The 22,262-nt window shown below is 68.8% G+C and carries 21 protein-coding genes; 9 read left to right on the forward strand and 12 right to left on the reverse strand.

From position 1 onward, the window contains the following. Positions 1–83 precede the first annotated feature (83 nt). Together pdxR and AOZ06_RS39120 are read left to right on the forward strand one after the other, a co-directional pair. A complete protein-coding gene (pdxR, locus tag AOZ06_RS61420) occupies positions 84–1,508 on the forward strand; it encodes a MocR-like pyridoxine biosynthesis transcription factor PdxR (RefSeq protein WP_054293980.1) in 1,425 nt (474 codons plus the stop codon). Between the two features lie 86 nt (positions 1,509–1,594). Further along, the gene (locus AOZ06_RS39120; protein WP_054293981.1) at positions 1,595–2,707 is read left to right on the forward strand and encodes an amidohydrolase family protein; all 1,113 of its coding nucleotides are present in this window, start codon (positions 1,595–1,597) and stop codon (positions 2,705–2,707) included. Between the two features lie 11 nt (positions 2,708–2,718). Here the strand turns inward: AOZ06_RS39120 and AOZ06_RS39125 are convergent, their stop codons facing one another. Together AOZ06_RS39125 and AOZ06_RS57145 are read right to left on the reverse strand one after the other, a co-directional pair. Continuing rightward, positions 2,719–3,075, reverse strand: coding sequence for an HPF/RaiA family ribosome-associated protein (locus AOZ06_RS39125; protein ID WP_054297255.1), 357 nt, complete (start codon positions 3,073–3,075; stop codon positions 2,719–2,721). 320 nt (positions 3,076–3,395) lie between these two features. Continuing rightward, the gene (locus AOZ06_RS57145; protein WP_157233493.1) at positions 3,396–3,563 is read right to left on the reverse strand and encodes a hypothetical protein; all 168 of its coding nucleotides are present in this window, start codon (positions 3,561–3,563) and stop codon (positions 3,396–3,398) included. Positions 3,564–4,567: 1,004 nt separating this feature from the next. Between AOZ06_RS57145 and AOZ06_RS39135 the strand changes: the two genes are divergently transcribed. Further along, entirely contained in the window at positions 4,568–5,044 is a 477-nt protein-coding gene (locus tag AOZ06_RS39135; RefSeq protein WP_054293983.1) for a DUF11 domain-containing protein, read from the forward strand. 66 nt (positions 5,045–5,110) lie between these two features. On the opposite strand, the gene AOZ06_RS39140 is transcribed toward AOZ06_RS39135, so the two are convergent. Next, positions 5,111–6,256, reverse strand: coding sequence for a S8 family peptidase (locus AOZ06_RS39140; RefSeq protein ID WP_054293984.1), 1,146 nt, complete (start codon positions 6,254–6,256; stop codon positions 5,111–5,113). A gap of 278 nt (positions 6,257–6,534) precedes the next feature. Here AOZ06_RS39140 and AOZ06_RS39145 point away from each other — a divergent pair, with 278 nt between their 5' ends. After that, positions 6,535–7,614 carry a hypothetical protein gene (locus tag AOZ06_RS39145; protein ID WP_157233494.1) on the forward strand — a complete coding sequence of 360 codons (1,080 nt, stop codon included), beginning with the start codon at positions 6,535–6,537 and terminating at the stop codon, positions 7,612–7,614. Between the two features lie 163 nt (positions 7,615–7,777). Here the strand turns inward: AOZ06_RS39145 and AOZ06_RS39150 are convergent, their stop codons facing one another. The 4 genes from AOZ06_RS39150 to AOZ06_RS59260 all read right to left on the reverse strand — a co-directional run bounded on the left by AOZ06_RS39150 (position 7,778) and on the right by AOZ06_RS59260 (position 11,636). Continuing rightward, positions 7,778–8,752 (reverse strand): ferritin-like domain-containing protein, encoded by a 975-nt coding sequence (locus AOZ06_RS39150; RefSeq protein WP_054293986.1) that lies wholly within the window; start codon positions 8,750–8,752, stop codon positions 7,778–7,780. 204 nt (positions 8,753–8,956) lie between these two features. Further along, on the reverse strand, positions 8,957–9,706 hold the full coding sequence (locus tag AOZ06_RS39155) for an anti-sigma factor (protein ID WP_054293987.1): 750 nt from the start codon (positions 9,704–9,706) through the stop codon (positions 8,957–8,959). Next, on the reverse strand, positions 9,703–10,296 hold the full coding sequence (gene sigK / locus AOZ06_RS39160; RefSeq protein WP_054293988.1) for an ECF RNA polymerase sigma factor SigK: 594 nt from the start codon (positions 10,294–10,296) through the stop codon (positions 9,703–9,705). The genes AOZ06_RS39155 and sigK overlap by 4 nt, the downstream gene beginning before the upstream one ends. Before the next feature lie 260 nt (positions 10,297–10,556). Beyond that, on the reverse strand, positions 10,557–11,636 hold the full coding sequence (locus AOZ06_RS59260; protein ID WP_063810190.1) for a fasciclin domain-containing protein: 1,080 nt from the start codon (positions 11,634–11,636) through the stop codon (positions 10,557–10,559). Between the two features lie 376 nt (positions 11,637–12,012). On the opposite strand from AOZ06_RS59260, the gene AOZ06_RS39170 reads away from it, so the two are divergent. Next, entirely contained in the window at positions 12,013–12,756 is a 744-nt protein-coding gene (locus AOZ06_RS39170) for a DUF4394 domain-containing protein (RefSeq protein WP_218921854.1), read from the forward strand. Between the two features lie 61 nt (positions 12,757–12,817). Here AOZ06_RS39170 and AOZ06_RS39175 read toward each other — a convergent pair whose 3' ends face one another. Beyond that, positions 12,818–14,362 (reverse strand): serine-rich family protein, encoded by a 1,545-nt coding sequence (locus tag AOZ06_RS39175; protein WP_054293990.1) that lies wholly within the window; start codon positions 14,360–14,362, stop codon positions 12,818–12,820. Between the two features lie 510 nt (positions 14,363–14,872). Here AOZ06_RS39175 and AOZ06_RS57150 point away from each other — a divergent pair. Continuing rightward, positions 14,873–15,202 (forward strand): hypothetical protein, encoded by a 330-nt coding sequence (locus tag AOZ06_RS57150; RefSeq protein ID WP_157233495.1) that lies wholly within the window; start codon positions 14,873–14,875, stop codon positions 15,200–15,202. A 325-nt stretch (positions 15,203–15,527) separates the two neighbouring features. Here the strand turns inward: AOZ06_RS57150 and AOZ06_RS39185 are convergent, their stop codons facing one another. Then, positions 15,528–16,040 carry a hypothetical protein gene (locus AOZ06_RS39185; protein WP_054293992.1) on the reverse strand — a complete coding sequence of 171 codons (513 nt, stop codon included), beginning with the start codon at positions 16,038–16,040 and terminating at the stop codon, positions 15,528–15,530. A gap of 153 nt (positions 16,041–16,193) precedes the next feature. Between AOZ06_RS39185 and AOZ06_RS39190 the strand changes: the two genes are divergently transcribed. Further along, entirely contained in the window at positions 16,194–16,652 is a 459-nt protein-coding gene (locus AOZ06_RS39190) for a peroxiredoxin (RefSeq protein WP_054293993.1), read from the forward strand. Here AOZ06_RS39190 and AOZ06_RS39195 read toward each other — a convergent pair whose 3' ends face one another. Beyond that, positions 16,653–17,105 (reverse strand): MarR family winged helix-turn-helix transcriptional regulator, encoded by a 453-nt coding sequence (locus AOZ06_RS39195; RefSeq protein ID WP_054293994.1) that lies wholly within the window; start codon positions 17,103–17,105, stop codon positions 16,653–16,655. It abuts the gene before it with no gap. A gap of 78 nt (positions 17,106–17,183) precedes the next feature. On the opposite strand from AOZ06_RS39195, the gene AOZ06_RS60700 reads away from it, so the two are divergent. Next, the gene (locus AOZ06_RS60700; protein ID WP_225953005.1) at positions 17,184–19,445 is read left to right on the forward strand and encodes an SDR family NAD(P)-dependent oxidoreductase; all 2,262 of its coding nucleotides are present in this window, start codon (positions 17,184–17,186) and stop codon (positions 19,443–19,445) included. Between the two features lie 42 nt (positions 19,446–19,487). After that, the gene (locus tag AOZ06_RS39210) at positions 19,488–20,840 is read left to right on the forward strand and encodes a TIGR01777 family oxidoreductase (RefSeq protein ID WP_054293995.1); all 1,353 of its coding nucleotides are present in this window, start codon (positions 19,488–19,490) and stop codon (positions 20,838–20,840) included. A 47-nt stretch (positions 20,841–20,887) separates the two neighbouring features. Here AOZ06_RS39210 and AOZ06_RS39215 read toward each other — a convergent pair whose 3' ends face one another. Then, positions 20,888–21,322 (reverse strand): SRPBCC family protein, encoded by a 435-nt coding sequence (locus AOZ06_RS39215; protein ID WP_054293996.1) that lies wholly within the window; start codon positions 21,320–21,322, stop codon positions 20,888–20,890. A 139-nt stretch (positions 21,323–21,461) separates the two neighbouring features. Beyond that, positions 21,462–22,205 (reverse strand): TetR/AcrR family transcriptional regulator, encoded by a 744-nt coding sequence (locus tag AOZ06_RS39220; RefSeq protein WP_225953006.1) that lies wholly within the window; start codon positions 22,203–22,205, stop codon positions 21,462–21,464. Positions 22,206–22,262: the final 57 nt, after the last annotated feature.

The raw sequence follows: 22,262 nt of genomic DNA on the forward strand, positions 1-22,262 counted from the left end.
GGCATCGAGCCTGCGGCCGATGCGGTCCACTCTGAAGGGCCATTTTCCGACCCCTGGAGTGGACCATTTGATGTACTGGTGGCATGACCGTCAAATGGGGACGTGGTGGCCCCGACCTTCTGGTGACGTTGGACCGCAGCGCCGGGCCGCTCGGGATCCAGATCCAGGATCAGGTGCGGGCGGCGATCCGTGGTCGGCGACTCGGCGCCGGGGAGCGTTTGCCGTCGAGCCGGCGCCTGGCCGACCTGCTTGGCGTGTCCCGCGGCACGGTCGTTGACGTCTATGAGCAGTTGCTGGCCGAGGGGTACGTCGAGTCGACGGTCGGTTCCGGGACGCGGGTGGCCGCTGTGCCGGCCGTCGAGCCCGCTCGGCAAACGTTTGGCTCTGCCTCGCCGTCCCGGCCGGTCGAGGTCGACTTCGAGTACGGCATCCCCGATCTCGGTTCGGTGCCGTTGGCCGACTGGAGCTGGGCGGTGTCGGAGGCGACACGGACCCTGCCGACGGCCGGCTTGGGTGACGAGGACCCGTCCGGTTCGCGGCACCTGCGGGAGGTCGTCACCGCCTACCACCGTCGTGTCCGGTCGGGGTGCGCGGTCGCCGCGGACGCCGTCGTTGTGTCGGGTTTCCGGCTGGGGCTGGCTTTGACCCTCGCAACGCTGGCCCAGCACGGCATCCAGTGCATCGCACTGGAGGATCCCGGCCCTCGTGAGCACGACATCATCGCTCGCCGCGCGGGCCTTTCCGCCGTGCCGGTTCCAGTCGACGAGCATGGCCTCGACGTGAACCGCCTGCGCGAGACCGGCGCACGGGCGGTGTTGCTGACACCGGCCCACCAGTGCCCCACCGGTGTCGCGCTCGGCCCGTCACGGCGACGCGACCTGGTCGCCTGGGCAGACGAGGTCGACGGGGTGATCCTCGAGGACGACTACGACGCCGAGTTCCGCTACGACCGTCAGCCGGTCGGCTCGCTGCAGGGCCTCAACCCCGACCGCGTGATCGCGCTGGGGTCGGTGAGCAAGACGCTCGCGCCCGCGATCCGGCTGGGCTGGGTGCTCGCACCACCGCGGTTCGTGCCGGGAATCGCCGAGGAGCAACGGCTCAGTTCCCGCGGCGCGCCCATGCTGGACCAGGAAGCGTTGGCTCTGTTGATGGAGTCAGGCCGGTTCGACCGCCACCTGCGACGCGTACGGGAGATCTACCGCGCACGCCGGGACGTGCTGACAGCCGAGACTGAACGAGCCTTCGGCCCGGACCGGCTGCATGGGCTGGCAGCCGGCTGCCACGCCCTGCTGCACCTGCCCGACGGAACATCCGAACGCGCCGTCGTGTCGACCGCGGCGGCGATGGGCGTCCGGGTCAACGGGCTAACCCACTACCGCTTCGCACCTGCCGGCACCGAACCGCACCCGCCCGCTCTCGTCCTCGGCTTCGGCAACGTCAGTGAACTGCGGATCCGCCGCGGCATCCGCACCCTCGCCGAAGCCGTCCAAACCGTCCATAATGGATAGATGCTGGCAGGGGTAGGGACAGCCCCACCGGCAGATCTGGTGTTGCCGGTACTGCTTCGAGCTGTGGCGCGTGGCAACGTTGCCGCGTGGCAAACACTGACAAACAGCACGGCGTCGGCAGGCGGGGCTTCCTGATCGCGACATCGGCAGCGGTAGCCGCCGGCAGCCTTGGGCTGCCGACACCGGGCGCGGCTGCGACGGTCGACGAGGGACACCGCGGGCGAATCGACACACACCACCATGCGACTCCACCCGCGATGCAGGAATGGGCCGTACAGCAGGGCCTTCTCCCCGCCGACCGTGACCGGTGGCCGCGTTGGGCGAAGTGGGACCTGGACGAAACGCTGGCAACCATGGACGCCGGCGGGATCGCCGTCGGAGTCGCGTCGGCACCCCTGCCGACGGCAGTCGTCGAAGGCGACCCGGCAGTGGCGCAGCGAGCGGCCCGAGTGATCAACGAGGCGCTCGCCGAACTGGCCCGCGACCACCCGGCGCGGTTCGGTTTCCTGGCTTACGTTCCGTTGCCGCACATCGACGTCGCACTGTCCGAGATCCGCTACGCGTTCGACCAGCTCGACGCCGACGGGGTTCTGATGATGACCCACGTCGGGCAGACCCCGGAAACGGCCCGATACCTCGGTGACCCGTCGTTCACGCGCGTCTTCGCCGAGCTGAACGAGCGAAAGGCCGTGATCCTCGTCCACCCGGACAACCTGCCCGGCGAACACGGGCGGGTGATACCCGGGGTGGACAACTACGTTGCCGACTACATGCTCGCGACGACCCGCGCGGCACTGAGCATGATGACGTCGAAGACCCTCCAGCAGTGCCCGGACCTGTCGGTGATCCTCAGTCACGGCGGCGGGTTCCTGCCGTACATCGGCGGCAGGCTCGAACTCGCAGGCAGGTTGGGCGAAGGGCCTGACGTGCAGAGCGTGCGCACGGCCCTGAAACGCTTCTACTACGACACAGCGCAGCCCACGTCGCCCTACGCCACCCCGACTCTCCTGCATGCCGTGCCGCCGACCCACATCCTGTACGGATCTGATTGGCCCGCAACCCCGGCCAAAGAGGTCGCGGTGACCGCGGCGGCGTTCGATCGCGACCCCGGGCTGGACCGGCAGCTACGCGACCGGATCAACCGCAGCAACGCCCTGGACCTCTTCCCGTCCATTGCCCGGCGCCTGCGACACCGCTGAACATCAAGCGGTCAGTTCGAGTCGTCGACGGGCTCCATGTGACGGATCGTGTCACCGCCCTTGTGGTCGTGCGCACGGGAGTACTTGGTGTCCAACACCTTCGCCATCTTCTGCGCGGCTCCGGTGTACGCGTCGTCCACCGTGCCCGCGTGGTGGGTGACCGCGACGGACTGCGCGCCGGCCGGGCGGGCCTCGATCACGCAGCGCTTGTCCTCGACCCGCCCGGCAGCGTCCACAGTGAGATGCACCTCCACGCGAGTCAGCCACTGCTCGAACCGCGACAGGCTGGAAGCCAGTTCACTCGTCACGTACGCAGCCAGCTTCTCGCCACCATCGATGTTGTGGTCGGTGTTGACCTGGATCTGCACGAACATCCTCCCGGCAAAACTACGACATGCGGATCACGCCACCCTAGGCGAACGCCGGCCACCTTGCAGGTTGCCGAGGTCAGCGGCGAGCCGCCGCGATGCCGGCAACCGTCTGCCTGGTAGTGGAATCACCACGTTGCCGAGGTGGTGCGGGGCTACCCCGCCGCCATGACTGATGGGGTGCGGACACGAAAGGGACTCGGCGATTTCCTGCGGTCCCGGCGGGATCGGCTCCGCCCGGAGGAGGTCGGTCTGACCTCCTCCGGGCGGCAGGCGCACCCCTGGGCTGCGCGGCGCGGAGATCGCCCGGCTCGCCGGGATCAGCGTGGACTACTACGTCCGAACACCGCGTGCCAGCCGAACGCGCTGGTGAGCACCCCGCCGAGTACCAAGCCGACGCCGAAACTGGCCGCGCCGACCGCGGTGTGGACCCCCAGGGCGCGGTTGCGCAGTCTGCCTTCCGGGAAAACCTGGAACAGCAGCGCCATCGCCGCCGGTACGAATGATCGGGACGAGCGCGCCCACAGCGAAGATGACGATGCCCACCGCCAGCACGAGTCGTCTGCTGTGGACATCGGCGAGCCGGCCGCCCAACAGCAGGCAGCCCGCGAACGTGATCCCGTAGCCGGTCATCGTCCACTGCGTCCACGTGCAGTTCCCGCCCGATGTCGGGCAAGGCCGGGTTGACCACGGCCACGCTTCCCACGTCGAGCGCCACCGCGGCCGCGAGCAGGATCAGTGTGCACCACAGCCGCGGGGTGAAAGCAGCGCTCATCCTCTCGGCACGCGGCGTTTGCTTGGTCACCAAAGCACTCCTTGCGTCGCGACTCACCAGCAGCCCGGATCGACGGTGCGACAAGCCGGTTGTTCCGTCAGCCTCGCAGGCCGCGTCCCGGGCAAACAGTGCTCCGTTCTTCCTGATAACCGGCGACCCAGGCAACCGGATACCAGCAACGACTGGTCACGCGCTGCCGCTGTGGCGGTGTTCGCTACGGCGGTGTCGCGGTTGCTGAGCCCGTCGGCCGCGAGCCGGACGACCTGGAGTTCCTGTGGGGTGAGCCGGGCGGCGGGGGTCCCGGTCGTGTTGCCTGGCGACTGGCCGGTCGCCGAGTGCGGTCAGTTCGGTCCGGGCTCGCGCGGCCCAGCCGTGGGCGCCGAGCCGTTCGAATCCGGTCAGCGCGTCGGTCAGGTGGCTGCGTGCGTCGGTTCGGTGGCGTTGGCGGCGTAACCGTTCGCCGTACAGCAGTGCGGTTCGGGCGTGGACCGAACTCGACCGGTTCGCCCTGTGACCAGGTGGCGTCGCTTTGTCGGTACGTCCGCAGGTGCGATTGTCACGACCTGCGTTCCGCTGGTGAGCGGTTGGCAGCGCTGCGTGCCGAGGCGATTCTGGAAGACCACGCCGAGGAGGAGGCGTCGGTGCCGCGGCGGTTGTTGCCTCGCGCCAGGCCCGCTGCTGGTCTGCTGACGCGCCTCCCGAAGGAAGGACCAGACCGTGTTGACGACCGCAGCACTGCTCGCCGCAACCCTGCTCAGCGGCGCCGCGAACGTCCCGTTACCCGCACGCGCTGACATCTCCGTCGACCTCGCTTTGACGTCGACGATCGTGCTCCCCGGTGCCCGTGTCGAACTGTCGATCACCAACCACGGCCCGGAACCGCTCACCTCCGCGACGATCGTCGTGCGGTTCGGCGCCGACGCCGGGGTGGCACAGCCGGCGCCGTGCACCTTCGACGCCGCGGCCGACACGCTCACGTGCCCCTTCGGCCCGCTGCCCGTCGGCGGCACTGCGACGATCTCCACCACCACGTATTTCCTGCTCGGCGGTCCGCCCACCCGCTTCGCCAACACAGCGGCACGGACAGTCAGCACACCACTGGACCCCAACAGCGCCAACGACACCGACAGCGAGTACTGCACCTACCTCGGCGGCGGGTTCCCCCCGCCGCCCGTGCCAACGCTGTACTGCTGAGTGCCCCTTCACAACTGGTCCTGTGGTTGGCGCTGTTGGGGTCGTCCGCGGAGAACGCAGCCGGGGCTACTGGCTGACCAGCAGGAGCCGGTTCGGTGAGCCCCGTGGATCGACGACCACGTTCTTGGTGGAGTCGTTCAGCAACGTGGTCGCGACCTGGGCCGGTGTCAGCGCGGGGTTGCGGGACAGCAGCAACGCCGCCGCACCGGCCACGTGGGGTGTGGCCATGGACGTCCCGGACAGGTCACCCCAGTCCGTGTCGCTGCCGTTGTACGCCGAAGTGATGCTCTCCCCCGGCGCGAACAGATCGACGCAGCTGCCGTAGTTGGAGAAGTACGACCGGTAGTCCGACCCGCCGATCGACCCGACGGTCAACGCTTCCCGCACCCGGGATGGCGAGTGCCGGCAGGCGTCGTCGGAGTCGTTGCCCGCTGCCACAACCGCTACGACACCGTCGGCGATGACCCGCCGTACGGCGTCCTCGATCACCCGGTCAGGCGCGGGTCCGCCGAGGCTCATGTTCGCCACGGCCGGGCCGGACACGTGGTTGGCCACCACCCAGTCCAGCGCCTTCGCGAGCTGTTCGCTGGTTCCGTTGCCGTCGCAGTCGAACACCTTGGCGGAGACCAGCCGAACGCTCTTCGCCACGCCGTGATCCAGCCCGCCCACGGTGCCCGCGACATGGGTTCCGTGCCCGTGGCAGTCCACGTTCTGGTTGTCCACGGTGTTCGTTCCCCAGACCGCACGTCCGCCGAAGTCCCGGTGGCTGATCCGGACCCCGGTGTCGACGATGTAGACGGTGACGTTCGACGCCGTGCCGGGATACCGGTAGACGTCGTCCATCGGCAGCCGTCGTTGGTCGACCCGGTCCAGTCCCCACGAAGGCGGGTTGCGTTGTTCGTCGGAGACCCGTATCCGCTGGTTCTGCTGCACGTACGACACCGCGGGGTCCGCGGCGGCACGGCGTGCGTCGCGTTCCGTCATTCGTACCGAGAAACCGTTGAAAACATGGGAAAATGTGTGCACGACCGTGCCCGAGTAGCGTGCTGCCAGGTCGTGCACGGGGTGTTGTCCTTTGAGTACCACCACATAGCTGCCGTCGATCGCGCCGGTTGTGTTCGCGCCCAGCACATCGGCCACGGCGACGGGAGGGACACCCATCAGTCCACCGGCTGCCAACGCCGTGGCCGCCAACCAGGATCCCGTCCTCATCGCACCTCCTCGTCTGCTTTCCGGACGATCGCAGGCTACGGCCAGCGGCAGGAGCCGCACCCGGTCCCGCTGCGCGATTGCTCCGTGCCCACCCGAAAAGACCCCGAATGGCCGCCCTACCAACGTCGGGAATCCGGGTCGAACGGCGGACCCCGGCACCCGCGCCGGCGTGGTCGTACGCCGTCCCGCCGACCGGTGCCGACCGTAATGGTCTGGACCGCGCGCTTCCGTGCGAACAGACTGGTTCGCACTGGCCGAGTTCGAGGATCGGAGGAGCGGTGACCCGAAGAAGCCGAATCATGGTCGCCGGGGTGGTCGTTGCCCTGCTGGGCACAGCGACTTCCGCGTGGGCACAGACATCCGGGTGGCAGGCTCGAAGTGATGCCGGTTCTGATGGCGCACTCACCGCGGTGGCCACGATCCCCGAGGGGTCGGCGAACGCTTGGGCGTTCGGAGTGCGACGCGACGGGTCGACGTACGCGATGCGCAGCATCGGCGAATTCGCCGACCAGTGGGCGCCTGTCGACGTACCCGACGTGGGGCGTGTTCACGCCCTGCGGCACGTGTGGGCTGCGGCGGAGAAAGGCTCGCTGCGTTGGGCGGACGGCAAGTGGCTGCGCGTACCTGTCCCGGGTCGCCCGGTTCTGCGTGCCATTGAAACCGATCCTGTCGTTGAGAACACGGCGTGGGCGGTTGGTGCGGAGCAGACGAGTACGAGCAGGCAACGGGGTGCGGTGCGCAAGTGGGATGGCACGCACTGGCGTGTCGTGCCGGTGCCGCCCGCTTTGGTGGACGACTCCAGCGAACTGACCGGCGCGCTGGTGAGCACCGACGGGGTGTTCGTGTACGGCATCGACCACGATCGCCACCGTGGGGGCCGGGTCATCGCGTTGCGTTTCGATGGCACGTCCTGGTCCGCGCTTCCGGCGCCGCCGCCCCGGCCTGGCTACGAGGAACACGTGACGAGTCACGACTCGAGCGCCAGCAGGCTCGTCGGCTGGACTGCCCCTGTGGGAGCCTCGCCACAGCTGCGTGTCCCGTTGATATACCACGTCGATTCGACGACCGGGCTGCTCACCAAGGAGGACATCCCCCGCGTGGCAGGGTGGTTGACAGCCGTGACGACCGAGTACGGAACTCCGCTCGTGGTCGGCAGCACCGCCTCCCAGCGCCCGTTGGCGATGCACTTGCGCTACGACGGGGAGGGGCGCACGTCGTGGACCGTCGACGAGATGCCGGATATCCGCAATGGACAGTTGCTGGCGGTGGGCGGGACGATCGTGCCGAACATCTGGGCGGTCGGCAGCACGCGCGGACACCATGGGGAACGCCCCTTGATGCTCCGGTACAGCCCGTGACGAGCTGACTCAACCCCCGCCGATCACGCGAGGACTTCCGAGTGCGGCGATGACAGGGACAGCCGCTGTCGCGGTCCTCCCTTGGCACTGCGGCACATCGTCGTGGGCTGCGTTGAGCGAAGTGGCCTTGGCCGTCGGCGAACCGACGACCAAGGCCAGGTGGTTATGCGTTGTTGTCGCTGGTGTTGACCTCGCCGTTGACGCCCTTGGGGAAGAACCCGCCGGAGGTCGCGGCTTTGTTGGTCAGGTACACGATGTTGAGGACCTGGCCGGGGCTGCGGGAGAAGGCGATGCCGTTGGCGTCGGCCGGCACGATGTTGGCGCGGCCTTGGCTGTCGATGACACCCTGGTCGAGGTCGGTTTTGCCGTCCAGGCTGTCACGCGCGTCGGACAGCTTCACCGACGCTTCCCGCAGATCGCGTCCGAGCAGCCCGAGGTTGAGCAGGCCACCGTCGTATTGGTAGAGGGCGCTGCGGATGTTGCCCGCGTGGTACGCCTCCACGGCCAGGATCCCCGCGGCGGCTTCCAGGTAGGTCTTGTTGTCGATCAACGGTGCCGCGCCTTTGTAGGCGGTGACGCCGACGTCTTCGAACAGGTACGCCGCGAGGAGGAAGTTCTCCTCGCAGGCGAACGCGTCGAAGCTGCGGCCCGGTTTCACCAGTCCGGCGGCCTGGGCGGCTGCGGTGAAGCTGCTTTGCAGGTCGATCGCGGGACGGCTGACCGCGGCCGAGCCCAGCGCGCCGCGCAGGAACGCGACGTGGGCTTTCTCGTCGGCGGCGATCTCCTGGGCGTACTGGCGGGCGGCCTTGGTTTTGAACCGCACCGCACGGCCGCCGGTGACGCCGCCGCGGGTGCCGGTGCCGGTGGTCAGCGAGTCTGCGAGGCCTTTGCCGGTGACGGCGTGCAGGTAGAACTCGGCTTCCAGGTATTCGAGGTTGAGCGCGAAGTTGAGCACCGCCGCGTCGCTGACCTGAGCGGCCGCGGCCCTGGGTGCCGCCGTCGCGGTCGCGGAACCGAGAGCCGCGGCTCCGACCACGCCGAGGCCGGCGACACCCGCGGCTTGCAGGAAACGGCGCCGGTCCTCGCGGTTGCCCGCACTGCGACTGATCATCCTCGCGGCATAACGCTTGCCAAACACGTACGATCTCCTTCCCGCCCGCGCCCGGGAGGTCTCCGGGCGCAGGGGCGTCTCCTGCCAGCGCCAACCAGCGCCGCGGGCAGGACCGATCTTCGTGGACATCGCTCATTCGAGGCTGCGCACGCCATGGATTGATCCACAAGGAAAAAGTCGACGACCATCCCGCCGATGAACCAGAGAACGTTTCACGTCAGCGGTGATCGGTCACACGGCGACGGGGACGGTGATCACGACGTTGCCGGTCGGCGCCGCCGATCCGTCGCGCGGTTCGACGGTGATGGCCAGGAACGACGTGTCCTTCGCCGCGGCCAGGTCCGGGATGACCATCGTTCCCTGCGAGGCGTGCAGCAGCCCCATGGAGGTCTTCCTGCCGTCCTTGGTCACGAACCAGCCCTGGAACGACTGGTTCGGCGAGAGGGCGGGCAGCCCGTGCGCCGTGAGCAGCATGGCGTTCGCCTGGCGGGAGACCACCGCGGTCGCGCTCCGGCCGTCGGGTTCGGACCGCCGTTGCGTCGCGGCGTCCGGCGCGCCGAGGATGGCGTTGATCCGGTCGACCTGGCTGTGGGACTGCGCGAGCTGGTTCTCCAGGTCCGCTTCCCGGTCGGCCATGGTGAACCCGACGGCGACGGCAGCGACCACACTGGCCGCCACGGCACCGGCGGCGACCCGGGCGGGCCAGCGGCGACGTCGAGGCGGCACCGGTCCGGCGGTCGGCACGGGCGGCAACTGGCGGGTGGTGCGGATCGAGCGGTGCACGTTGTCCCAGAGCGCGGGTGGCGCGACCGCGGCCGTCGTCCGGCCGAGCCTGGCAGTGGTTTCCTGGAGTTCCAGCACTTCCTGCGCACAGGCGGCGCAGTGCGCCATGTGGTTCTCGAACTCTCTGCGTTCGATGTCGGAGACGGCGTTGAGGGCGTAGGCTCCGGTCAGGGTGTGGATCTCGTTGGTCGTGCTCATGGTGTCGCTCCCAGACAGTCGCGCAGCCGGATGAGTCCGTCCCGCAAACGGGTTTTGATTGTCCCGAGTGGACAGTCCAGGAGTTGGGAGACCTCTCGGTGGGTGTAGCCCTGGTAGTACGCCAGGCGAACTGACTCGCGCTGGACGTCGGTCAGGCTGTCCAGGCACGCCCGCACCTGCTGGCGTTCCAGGTTGCCGAGGACGGTGTCCGTGACCTCGTCGAAGTCGCGGGCACGATCGACCTGTGCGGCCTTGGTGTCGCGCTCGCTGATGGACTGGGCCATGCGGACGCGATCGACCGCTCTGCGGTGCGCGATCATCATCGCCCACGACCGGACGCTGCCCTGGCCGGCGTTGTACCGGGCGGCGGTGCGCCACAGCTCGAGGAACACCTCTTGGGCGACTTCCTCCGACTGCGCCGGATCCCGCAGGACGCGGAGGATCAGGCCGAACACGGGTGCCGACAGGTGCCGGTAGAACTGTTCGAACGCCTGGCTGTCACCCTGTGCGACGCGGGGAAGCAACTGGTCCAGAGATTCGGGCATGGCGATGTCGTGCTGCGAGAACTGAATCCGGCCCCGGTCTCGCATCACCGCTCCTCGTCGTGTCGGTCCACAGAAGTGTTCGGACCCGGGCCGCCACCGGATTGCACTGGTCAGCGACGGGCGGCGAACGGCATGGGGAAGTGGGGGTCGCGGGAGCGCAACCCAAGGAGACATCCGCGCTCCCGCGAGCTCGTGGCCCAGGGCGTCACGGACTTCGACGTGTCCGGGCCTGGGCACACGCACACGGCTGCCGCCGCATGAAATCGGGGTGCGGCGGCAGCCTGCTTGTGCGGTGTTACCCGGATCTACGCCGCCGGCGGCATCAGGACGGAGTCGATGATGTAGACGGTGGCGTTGGCGGTCTTGACGTTGCCGCAGACGACCTTGGCGCCGCCGGTGCCGATGGTGAAGTCCTGCCCGCTGCCCGAGGTGGTCAGCTTGCCCTTCTCGACGGTGTCGAAGCTACCGGCGGCCAGGTCGGCGGTGGTGACCGTCTTCGGCACGACGTGGTAGGTCAGGACCTTGGTCAGCAGTGCCTTGTCGGCCAGCACCTTGTCCAGGTCGGCCTTGGGCAGCTTGGCGAACGCCTCGTTGCTCGGCGCGAACACGGTGACGCCCTTCAGACCGTTGAGCGTGTCGACCAGACCGGCCTGCTTGACCGCGGTGACCAGAGTGGACAGCGCCGGGTTGTTGGACGCGGCGGTCGCGACCGGGTCCATGGCCATGCCCTGGAAGCTACCGGGGCCGTCCTTCGGGATCGACGCACAGGCCGCACCGAACTGCTCGGCGGGCATCAGCACGCTGTCGACGAGGTAGACGGTGGCGTTGCCGGTCTTGACGTTGCCGCAGACCACGTTGGCGTCGCCGACCTTGTACGACTCGCCGCTGCCGGAGGTGGTGATCGAGTCCTTGGCCAGTGTGTCGAAGGTGCCCGAGGCGAGGTCGGTGGGGCTGACGGTCTTGCCGACCACGTGGTGGGTCAGGACCTTGGTCAGCATCTCCTTGTCGGCCAGCACCTTGTCCAGGTCGGCCTTGGGGATCTTGGCGAACGCCTCGTTGGTCGGGGCGAACACCGTGATGTCCTTGGCGCTGTTGAGCGTGTCGACCAGGCCTGCCTGCTTCACGGCGGTGACCAGAGTGGACAGAACCGGGTTGTTCGACGCGGCGGTCGCGACCGGGTCCTTCGCCATTCCGTCGAAGCTACCGGGGCCGTCCTTGGGCACAGCGCCACACGCCGGACCGAACTGGGCGGCCATCGCGGAGCTGGTCGGGGCGGGGGCCTGGGACGGCTGGCTGGAGGCGCCCATGTCGCTGGATCCGCAGGCGGCCATGGTCATCAGGGCGACGCCGCCGATGACCGCAGCGGCTGCACGTGGCAAACGCATCTCTTGATCTCCTTGGGTTCTTTCGAAGTTCTGCCAGGCATTCGGCACGGCGGGCCAAGTGGATTGGCGGATGCCGGACATTTCCGCGCATCACCCGATCGCGCGACAGAACGAGGCAGCCGATCCGGCCAGTTGCCCGCACATCCCATCCGCCGTCCGTTCCGTGCCGAATGTGCTGTGTGCGCGACTCGCGACCACCCCGCGTCGTGACGTGTCGCGCGCGGACACACTTCCTGATCGACGACAGGAGTTGATTGTGCGCAGACCCATACGTACGGCCGTGGTCGGAGCATGCGTTCTCGCGGCTGGCCTCAGTGGCACAGCCGCGACAGCGGCACCAGCGAAACAAGGGAGCCACCGCGGTGGTGACCTGTTCGTGCTCAGTCAGAGCGGTGTGCTCACCCGTCACGATGCGGCCCTCCGGCTGATTCCGAAGTCCAGCAAACGCATCACCGGCGTCGCCAAGAACGACCGCTTGATCGGACTGGACTCCCGTCCCGCGACTGGCGGCCTGTACGCGCTGTCCCGTTCCGGTCAGCTGTACCGGATCGACGCCGCAACCGCGGCCGCCACCGCGGTCGGCTCCCCGATCGCGCTGCAGGGCAAAGCGATCGGCTTCGACTTCAACCCGACCGTCGACCGGATCAGGGTGGTCACCGACACGGGCCAGAACCTCCGGCTCCACCCGGACACAGGCGCCGTCGCGGGTACCGACACTCCCTTGAGCTACCCCAGCGAGAACCGCACACCCCAAGTCACCGCATCCGGATACACCAACAGCGTCGCCGGAGCGACCTCCACCGCCCTCTACGGCCTTGACTCCGCCCGCGACAGTCTCGTCAAACAGGGCAGCCTGCCCGGCGAAACGCCCGTCGTGTCGCCGAACACCGGCCAACTGACCACCATCGGCCGCCTGGGCCTGAACATCGGCGCCGTCAACGGCTTCGACATCACCGGCACCGCGAGCGCGGGCGCCTACAACCCCCGCGACTACAAGGCCGTGGCGGCCGTTCGGGTACACGGGCTGACTCTGCTGGTCAGCGTCGACCTGACGACTGGCCGGGCCCGCGCGGTCTCCCCGTTGCTCACCGACGTCGCAGGCCTGACTTTCGCCGGCTGAGTCGCGCACGCGAAAGGGCGGCACCAGGATTTCCTGGTGCCGCCCGGTTTTCGTGTGTCTGTCAGGCGCGCGCGTGGCTGGCCGCGTGCCCGCCGTGACCCGCGGGGCCGGAGTGGCCGCCGTGGGTGTTGCTCACGTTGGTCGCGTCGCCGGTGGCGCCGGTCGAGCCGGTGTCACCCGAGTCGCCGGACGTCACGTTGGTGTGCGACGTGCCGTGCGTGGTGTCGCCGTGGTTCTTCCAGCTGTGGTGCTTCCAGCCGTGGTGCTTGCTGTGCTTGTCGCTGGACTTGGAGATGGCGGTGTTGCCGCCGGTCGATCCGGACTTGCCGGAGTCACCGGAGTTGCCGGTCACGGCCTTGTTCGAGCTGGTGGCGCTGCCGCCGTTGCCCGAGTCGCCGCCGTTGCCCGCGACAGCCTTGCCGCCGGTCACTGTGGACGAACCGCGGTGGTGCCACTTCGAGCCGCCCGAGTTGGTGCTCGTGGCGTTCACTGTGGCGTTGCCGCCGTTGCCGGCTGCGCCGGAGTTGCCGCCCTGGGTGTTGCTGACGTTCGTCGCGTCGCCGGTGGTACCCGTCGAGCCGGTGTCACCCGAGTCGCCGGACGTCACCATGGTGTGCGACGTGCGGTGCCAGCCACGGTTGTTCCCCAGGTTGAGCACGTAGGCAGTGTTGCCGCCGGTCGCACCGGACTTGCCGGAGTCACCGGAATCGCCGGTCACGGCCTTGTTCGAGCTGGAGGCGTTGCCACCCTTGCCCGAGTCGCCGCCGTTACCCGCAACAGCCTTGCCACCGGTCAGCGAACGCACCACCGACGAGTTCACGCCGTTGGTCGCGTTGGCGTCCACAGTGGCGTCGCCGCCGTTGCCCGCCGGGCCGGAGTGTCCGCCCTGGGTGTTGCTGATGTTCGTGGCGTCACCCGTGGCGCCCGTCGAGCCGGTGTCACCCGAGTCGCCTGAGGTCACCGAGGTCTCGCAACGCGCGAGCACACAGAGCCCGTAGGCGGAGTTCCCGCCGGTCGACCCGGAGTTGCCCGAGTTGCCTGAATTGCCAGTCACGGCCTTGTTCGAGCTGGTGGCGTTGCCGCCCTTGCCCGAGTCGCCGCCGTTGCCGCCCACGGCCTTCCCGACAGTCGTTGACACGCTGCCGCCGTGGTGCCGCGCGCCCTGAGTGGCGTTCCCGTTCGTGTGGGTCGCGGCGTTGCCGCCGTTGTCCGCCGAACCGGAGTTGCCGCCCTGGGTGTTGCTGGCGTTCGTGGCGTTTCCAGTCGCACCGGTCGATCCGGTGTTGCCGGAGTTGCCCGAGCTGACGTGCGTCTCGCAGCGCGCGAGCACGCAGAGCCCGTAGGCGGAGTTCCCGCCGGTCGACCCGGAGTTGCCCGAGTTCCCGGAGTTGCCGGTCACGGCCTTGTTCGAGCTGGAGGCGTTGCCGCCGTTGCCCGAGTCGCCGCCGTCACCCGCGTGGGAGCTGCCCAGCACGGTGTTGAGCGTTCCGCCGAGACCCAGTGGGCCATCGGAACCGGTGTCAGCGCTCGCGACCGCGTTGCCCAGCAGGACGAACCCGCCGGACATGACTGCGGCGACGATGCCGCGTCGTACGTACCTGTGCATCCTTTTTCCTTGCCCTTCAATCGCTTCGTGGGAAGAACTTCAGCTCAGCGAAGAAACAAGGACGATCAACTTGGATGATGCCTGCCGTACGACGTCCACCACGACGGCCCCACCGACATGCCCGATGCCGCGCCCCATGACCCAACCGGTCGTGGCAACACGCGTGTACCGGTCACAGTGGACCCATCAGCACCTGGACCATGCGGTGCGTTCGTGACACCGCCGGGCGCTCCGGTCGCAACCGGACCACTCGGTGGTGTCGGTGGCGCACTCGGCGCCGGCTTCACCGACCACATCGGAAGGCCAGTGTTCACCTTGTGGACAGGCACGATATCCGCAGGCCTCGTGTCCGCGTGCCGGGTGACGCCATGGTGTTGAGGCGCCAGCGACGGCGTCACGGACTCCACCACCGGCGAATCAACCGGCTGTGTTTCCCGATCGGTCCGTCCGGTGTCCGGTGAATGCCGCGGTTCTCGATCATTCCTGCTGGCACCCGGGGATTCGGGACCAGTGACAGCGTCGACCACCGGCTCGGCGGCGATCGCCTTGTTCACCGGCTTGACCACTGAATCCACCGCACGGACCACGGACCCCAGAAGCGGCTCCGTGACCGGCTTGACCACACCGGACACGTCCGACAACACCGGCGACAACGCTCGGGTCACCGGAGCCAGCACCGGGCGGGTGATCGGCGCTACGGCCTCGGTCACCGGCGTGATCACCGGTTCGACCGCCGTGGCCGCGCCCCGCGCTACTGGAGCGACCGCGGCGTCGACCACATCACCGAGACCGTTCGTCACACCGCCCAGCAAACCTGGCTGTGCGTTGCCGTTGTCCTGACCGGCGTTCGCTTTTCCCGCTGTGAGCAGTGCGAAGAGGAACAACCCTGCAGTCAATCCGACGAGCATCCCGACAGCCTTGACCAACCGCTGGAGGATGTCACTTTCCGTCACATCATTCGGAACACTCGTCACCAACTTCACCCGCATGAACTTCACCTCCCCTCGATCGGGCGACAACCTGGTACCCGGCATTCGAGGCCCGGACACTGCCGGATGGGATCAACGTCCACAAATTTTTCCAAGCACAGCACCGGAAACACCGCGAAACGGGGCAGGGTACCCGTGCTGTCGCACCCCAAACGCGCGGGCAGGAAATCCCCGGATCAGGGACCGGACGGGCGAATCACGAGCAGGGCAAGCGGCACGTCCGTCATCGAGTCGGTGACGACCAGCGTGATGACCCTCGTCAGCATGTCGCGCGCCGCCGAGACCACGCGGTTCCAGTCCGTGCCGGAATCTCCCACAATGGACTGCACGGGCGTTCGCAGTGCGGAGTTCCGCAACGACTGGAATGCCGCGAAGCCGGGTTCCCACGGCTCGGGCTGGACGCCGTGCGACATGAGCAGGCCCAGCATGGCGTCCAGGAAAGTGTGCAGCTGACGGTCCATCAACGTCACAGTCGAAATGGACGCCAGCACCTCCGGTCCCTCCACCACACCGGTGTCCGGCACCAGACCAGGCGTGTGCCGAGCCTCGACGGTGATCGCGTAGCACAGCAGGACCCGCACAGACTCACTCGCGTACGGCGAGCGCCCACCCGCGTCGGTGATCGCCTCGGCCCACACGTACGCCGCCTGCCACAACGACATGCACTTGCCGTGTTCGGCGCCGCTCATCACGAGCCCTCCCGCCCTGCTGACCAGACGGTGTTCGGAACCGCGGCGTGGCCGGATTGGCACGCCCCGCCCCGATCACGCGACCGACCAATCCGGCCCGGCGGTCGCACCGAATCACTCGTCGACGGATCACGCGGGCCAGGAGGAGCACGGATGAAGACCGGGGACATCGCAGCCGACTTCGAACTGTCCGACGAGACGGGGTCGCCCCGGACGCTGTCGGGCCTGCTCGCCGACGGCCCGGTAGTGCTGTTCTTCTACCCCGCGGCGATGACCGGTGGGTGCACGGCGGAAAGCTGCCACTTCCGGGACCTCAACGCCGAGTTCGCCGCCGTCGGCGCGCAACCGGTCGGCATCAGCCCGGACCCGGTGCGACGCCAGCAGGAATTCGCGGCCGTCAACCTGTTCGACTTCCCGTTGCTGTCCGATCCCGACGGCGCTGTGGCGTCTCAGTTCGGTGCACGGCGACGCTTCGGCCCGCTGCTGACCCGTCGCCGCACGTACGTCATCGACACCGATCGGCGCATTCTCGACGTGATCAAGAGTGAACTGCGGATGTCCGTCCACGCTGACACCGCACTCGCCGTTCTCCGAGCGCACGTGGCGAAGTGACTATCCCGGATGATCGGTCGGCTCGCGCATAGCCGTGACGATGTCGTCCAGGAATCCGAGGACGGTCTCCGCTTGGTCGTCGTCCAGCGCGGCGGTGATGGTGGTGATCCTGGCTATCAGGGGCGCCAGCGCCTGGCGCACTTCGACGCGGGCGTGGTCGGTGATCGCGAGCATCACCCTGCGGCCGTCTTCGGGGTCGGCGGATCTGGTGAGGTGCCCGGCTTCGACGAGCCGATCCACCAGCACTGTCGCCGAGGCGGATCTGATACCCAGCCGGGCCGCGAGTTCGACTGTCCCGATGGGCGACTCGGCCGCCTCCACGTGATCCACGGCTTGCAGGTCGGTCACGCGGACGCCGATCCGGCGGGCCATGGCCGACTGCATCTCCCGCCCGGCGAGCAGGACACGGCGCACCGCCAGGCCGATCTCACGCGCCGTGTGTTCATCCGCCACCCCCGGAGTTTAGCTAGATCGTCTAGCGATGTGTGTACGCTGGACTCATGGTTAGATTGTCTAGCGACATTGCCCGCGATGAGTGACCCGGCGACCGGGCCGGGCTGCGTGATCGCCGGCGGTGGGCCGGGCGGGATGGTGCTCGCCTACCTGCTGGGCCGTGCCGGTGTCCCGGTGACCCTGCTGGAGGCGCACCGGGACTTCGACCGCGAGTTCCGTGGCGATTCGCTGCACCCCTACACGCTGGAACTGCTCGACCAGCTCGGCCTGGCCGGTGAACTGCTCGCGCTGCCGCACCACAAGGCCCGGTACTTCCGCTTCCACACCCCGGCCGGGACCATCACGACCGCGGACTACGGCCAGATCCCCACGCGGTTCAACTACGTCGCGCTGATGCGGCAAGCCCAGTTCCTGGACTTCCTGGCCGCGCGCATCGAGTCGTTGCCACGCTGTCAGGTACGGACCGGGTGCCGCGTCACCGACCTGGTGCGCGAGCCGGACGGCCGGATCAGCGGTGTGCGCTATCGCGACAGCACCGGGCACCACGACTTGCCCGCGGCGCTGGTCGTCGCGGCCGACGGTCGCTTCTCGAAGCTCCGGCGGCTGGCCGATCTCCCGGTCCGGTCCCTCGGCGCCACGACAGACCTGCTGTGGTTCACGGTGCCTCGTCGCGATTCCGATCCGCCGGAGGCCGGTGTCGACGTGTTCTTCGGTCGCGACCACTACGTGGGGCTGCTGACCGGGACGGCGGGCTGGCAGGTCGGGTACACGTTGCCCAAGGGTGGTTACGCCGCGGCCCGCGAGGCGGGGGTCGAACCGATCCGTCGAGCCGTGGCCGCCCTGGTGCCGTGGCTGGCCGACCGGGTCGCACACTTGACCGACATGGCACAGACCACGCTGCTGTCGGTCGACATCTCGCGCGTGGAGAGGTGGTGGCGGCCGGGGCTGTTGCTGATCGGCGACGCGGCGCACGTCATCTCCCCGGTGGGCGGCAACGGGATCCTGATGGCCGTCCAGGACGCGGTCACCGCCGCCAACCGGCTGACGCCGGCGTTGAGCTCCGGCCGCGCCGTGCCGGACGCCGTGCTGGCGGCGATCCAGGCCGAGCGGCAGTCGGCGATCCACCAGGTGCAATCCGATCAGGTCCGGCTCGAACGCCGGGCCGCCGAAGCCCGCGAGTCCGGGCGGCCGATCGCCCCGCCCGCGTTGCTGCGTGTGGTGACGGCGATCCCCGGCGTACGACGCCGTGCCGCGGCCGCCAACGCCTACGGACCCACACCACCTCATCTGGAGGTCCCAGCACTCGTGAAGTCCAATCGGGACGATTGGAAGGCGTTGTCCGACAAAGCTCAGGGAACGGCGCTGACTCGTCTGGCCGATGTGGCGGACACCGTCGCCGACCGAAGCGTGCTCGTCGGATACAGCCGCGCTGGATACCGGCTGCGGCGCCACTCGTGGCCTGCCGACGATCCGCGGCGGGACGCGCTGGCGGGACGGACCGCGCTGGTGACCGGGGCGAGTTCCGGGATCGGCATGGCCGCCGCCGCGGGGTTGGCGCGCCTGGGCGCGCGGGTCGTCTTGGTCGTGCGTGACGAGGACCGGGGCAACCAGGCCAGAAACCGGATTCTGCGTCAGGTGCCGCGGGCGGAGCTGGTTGTGGCGCGTTGCGATGTCGCGGACCTTGACGACGTCACACGCTTCGCGGCCGAAGCCCGCGCCCAGTGGCCGACGGTCGACCTGCTCGTCCACAACGCCGGAGTCCTGCCCGCCAAACGCCAGGAAAGCCGGCAAGGGCACGAGATCACGCTGGCCACACACGTGCTGGGGCCCATGCTGTTGACCGAACGCTTGCGTCCCGCGCTGGCGGCGTCCGCCGACGCCCGAGTGGTGTTCGTGTCCTCCGGCGGTATGTACACCCAGTCCGTCCCGGCTGGCGATGTCGATTACCGGCAGGGCCGTTTCCGGGGTGCCGTGGCCTACGCCCGCACGAAACGCCTCCAGGTCGCGTTCACCACACGACTGGCGGCTCGCTACGCCCGTGACGGGATCGCAGTGCACGCGATGCACCCAGGCTGGGCCGACACTCCGGGCATCACGAACTCGCTGCCGATCTTCCGCAGGATCACCAAGCCTCTGCTGCGTGACGCCACCGAGGGCGCTGACACGATCGTGTGGTTGGCCGCGACCCAACCACCGCCCCCGTCCGGGCGGTTCTGGCACGACCGGCGGGAACGTCCGGCCCACTACCTGCCCGGCCGTCACGACAACGCCGAGCACGTGCACCGCGCGTGGCTCCACTGCAGCGAAGCGGCCAGGTTGAACACCTCGCAGAACGGGTAGATTCACAGCGTAATCCACCCATGACACCTTTCAGGGGGCTGCGTGAGCGGCGAGTTCTCCAGCGTCGTCCCGGCGCCGGTCGAGGAGGTGTTCGCCTGGCACGCCCGGCCAGGCGCGTTCGCCCGGCTGGCGCCGCCGTGGCAGCCGGTCACGCTGGCCGCGGAAGCGGACTCGCTCCGCGACGGCCGGGCGACCCTGTCCTTGCCCCTGGGCCTGAGCTGGACCGCGGCACACGAACCGCGGGGATACGCGCCGCCGAACCAGTTCGTCGATCGGCTGAGCACACCTGTCCTGTCGACGCTGCTGGACTGGCAGCACACGCACCAGTTCGACGCGGTGGACCCGGGACACACCAGGGTCACCGACCACGTCAGGACACGCCTGCCGCGCTGGGCCCTGCGTGCGATGTTCGCCTTCCGGCACCGGCAACTCGCCGCGGACCTCGCCGCGCAGCGACGGTTGCGGGCCAAGCCGATGACCGTGGCCGTGACCGGCGCCAGCGGCCTGGTCGGCACAGCGCTGACAGCTTTCCTGACCACCGCCGGGCACCGGGTGATCCGTCTGGTCAGGCGAACGGCGCGATCGTCGAACGAACGCCAGTGGGTGCCCGGCGAACCGGCCGCCGATCTGCTGTCCGGTGTGGACGCTGTGGTGCACCTGGCCGGCGCGTCGATCGCCGGGCACTTCAGCGCCAAACACGAACAAGCCCTGCGTGACAGCAGGATCGGCCCGACGCGGGCACTTGCCGAAACAGCCGCGCGGACTCCGGACGGGCCGCGGGTGTTCGTGACCGCCTCGGCGATCGGTTTCTACGGGCCGGACCGCGGGGACGACCGGCTCACCGAAGACAGCCGACGCGGCGAAGGCATCCTCGCCGACCTCGTCTCGGACTGGGAGTCGGCCGCTTCCCCTGCCCGTGCCGCCGGTCTGCGCGTGGCGCACGTGCGCACCGGTCTTGTGCTCAGCCCACGCGGTGGCCTGCTCCGCTTGCACTACCCGCTGTTCGCGGCGGGTCTCGGCGGCAAGCTCGGCGACGGCACGCAGTGGATGTCCTGGATCGGCATCGACGACCTCGTCGACATCTACCTGCGGACACTGACCGACGACAGCGTCTCCGGGCCGGTGAACGCTGTCAGCCCCCATCCGGTGCGCAACCACGAATACACCACCACCTTGGCGTCGGTCCTGCACCGGCCCGCCCTGCTGTCCGTACCCGCGCTTGGCCCGCGACTGCTGCTCGGCCGGGACGGCGCGCGCGAACTGGCGTTGGCGAACCAGTGCGTCCAGCCGCACAAGCTCGTCCGCACCGGCCACGAGTTCCGCCATCCCCTGCTGTCCCAGGCACTCCGTCACTTGCTGGGAGCCGACTCCACCTTCGCCCACCAGCCGCGGTAGGCCGATGTGGACAGTCGCGGCGCATACCGCGCCGAACGGCGGTCTTCCTAGCCGCGCTTCTCCAGCGCCGCGGTCAACGTGACGACGACCTCGTCACCGAGGCGTTCGAAGTGCCGCTTGAGGAACGGGTCCGCGAGTTTGGCCAGACCGTGGAAGACGATGGTGGCCGCGTAGTGCACCGTCGTGCTCTCCTCGCCTTCGACAATCGTGAAGTCGTCGGTGGACGTGGCGGTCTTGTTGTTGCCGACGAAGGTGATCCGGCCGAGATCCCGGCGCGTCAGCTCGTAGGTCAGCTCCGTCCGCTTGCCCCGGAACTCCGAGATGTTGCGCCATCGCGCACCGGGCGCGAGTTCGCCTTCGTCCGTCCGGGTGCACGACACAGTGCCGGGATCCCACTCCTCCGCGTTCCCGAAGTCAGCCAGGTAGCCGGCGACGACCGCGGCAGGCACACCGACGGTGAGTGTTCGTTCGACGTGCACCATGACTGTTCTCCTCGGTCAAGTGAAGGCCGATCCGCGGGCACACCCGGGATCCGTGTACCCCGCACACCGGTACAACGCAAACCTACCCAGCCTTGCCCACGGCTGCAGATCGCGCGCGGCACGGCGCCCCGGCGAGTTCCTACTCCACAGGCGGCTCTTGGGTTTCCGGCCGGCGGAGGATGAGGGCGTGGATGCCGTCCAGGATGCGGCCGAGGCCGAACTCGACGTCGTCCTTCAGGTCGGGAGCGGGGTCCTCCTCGTCACGGTATTCACCGCTGGCCATGAGCGTGGCAACCCTGGGGAAGCCCTGCAGGCGCGGCTGCAGGAAGTCCAGAACCGACTGCAGCGGCGCGGCAGTGCTCTCGGTGAGGCCGCGCACGAGCAGGGCTGTGCTGCGAGCGTATCCGTCGAGCAGCTGCGCGCAGCCCAGCATGTCCTGGTTCCGCAGGCCGGTACCGACCAGGGATTCGAGCAGGACTTCCAGCCACCGCAACAAGTTGGGCGTGACCGGGGCACCGCGGACAGGCAGGTCCAGCAGCCACGGGTGCACGCGGAAGCGTTCGATGGCTGCCTGGACCCACGTGGTGCACGCGGACCGCCACGCCTGGGACGACATGTCCGGCGGCGGGCCCCACCCGGCTTCCGCCATCAGGACCAACAGCTCGTCTTTGGAGTTGATGTAGCGGTAGAGCGCGTTGGCGGTGATGCCGAGGTGTCTGGCGATCTTCGGCATCGACACGGCGGCGAAGCCGCCGGCGTCCGCGAGCTGCACGGCGGCGCCGACGATCCGGGCGACGCTGTGCGCGGGTTTGGGACCGCGTTTGCCGGGCCCGGGGGTGATGCCCCAGGCCAGGGCCAGTCCTGGGGGTAGCTGCTCTGTCATCGCCATCATCCTCCCATCCGCGACAAAAAACTGTTCATGCCTTACACTGTTTCTCGA

The sequence above is a fragment of the Kibdelosporangium phytohabitans genome, from assembly GCF_001302585.1.
In the GTDB taxonomy this organism is placed as follows: Bacteria; Actinomycetota; Actinomycetes; order Mycobacteriales; family Pseudonocardiaceae; genus Kibdelosporangium; species Kibdelosporangium phytohabitans.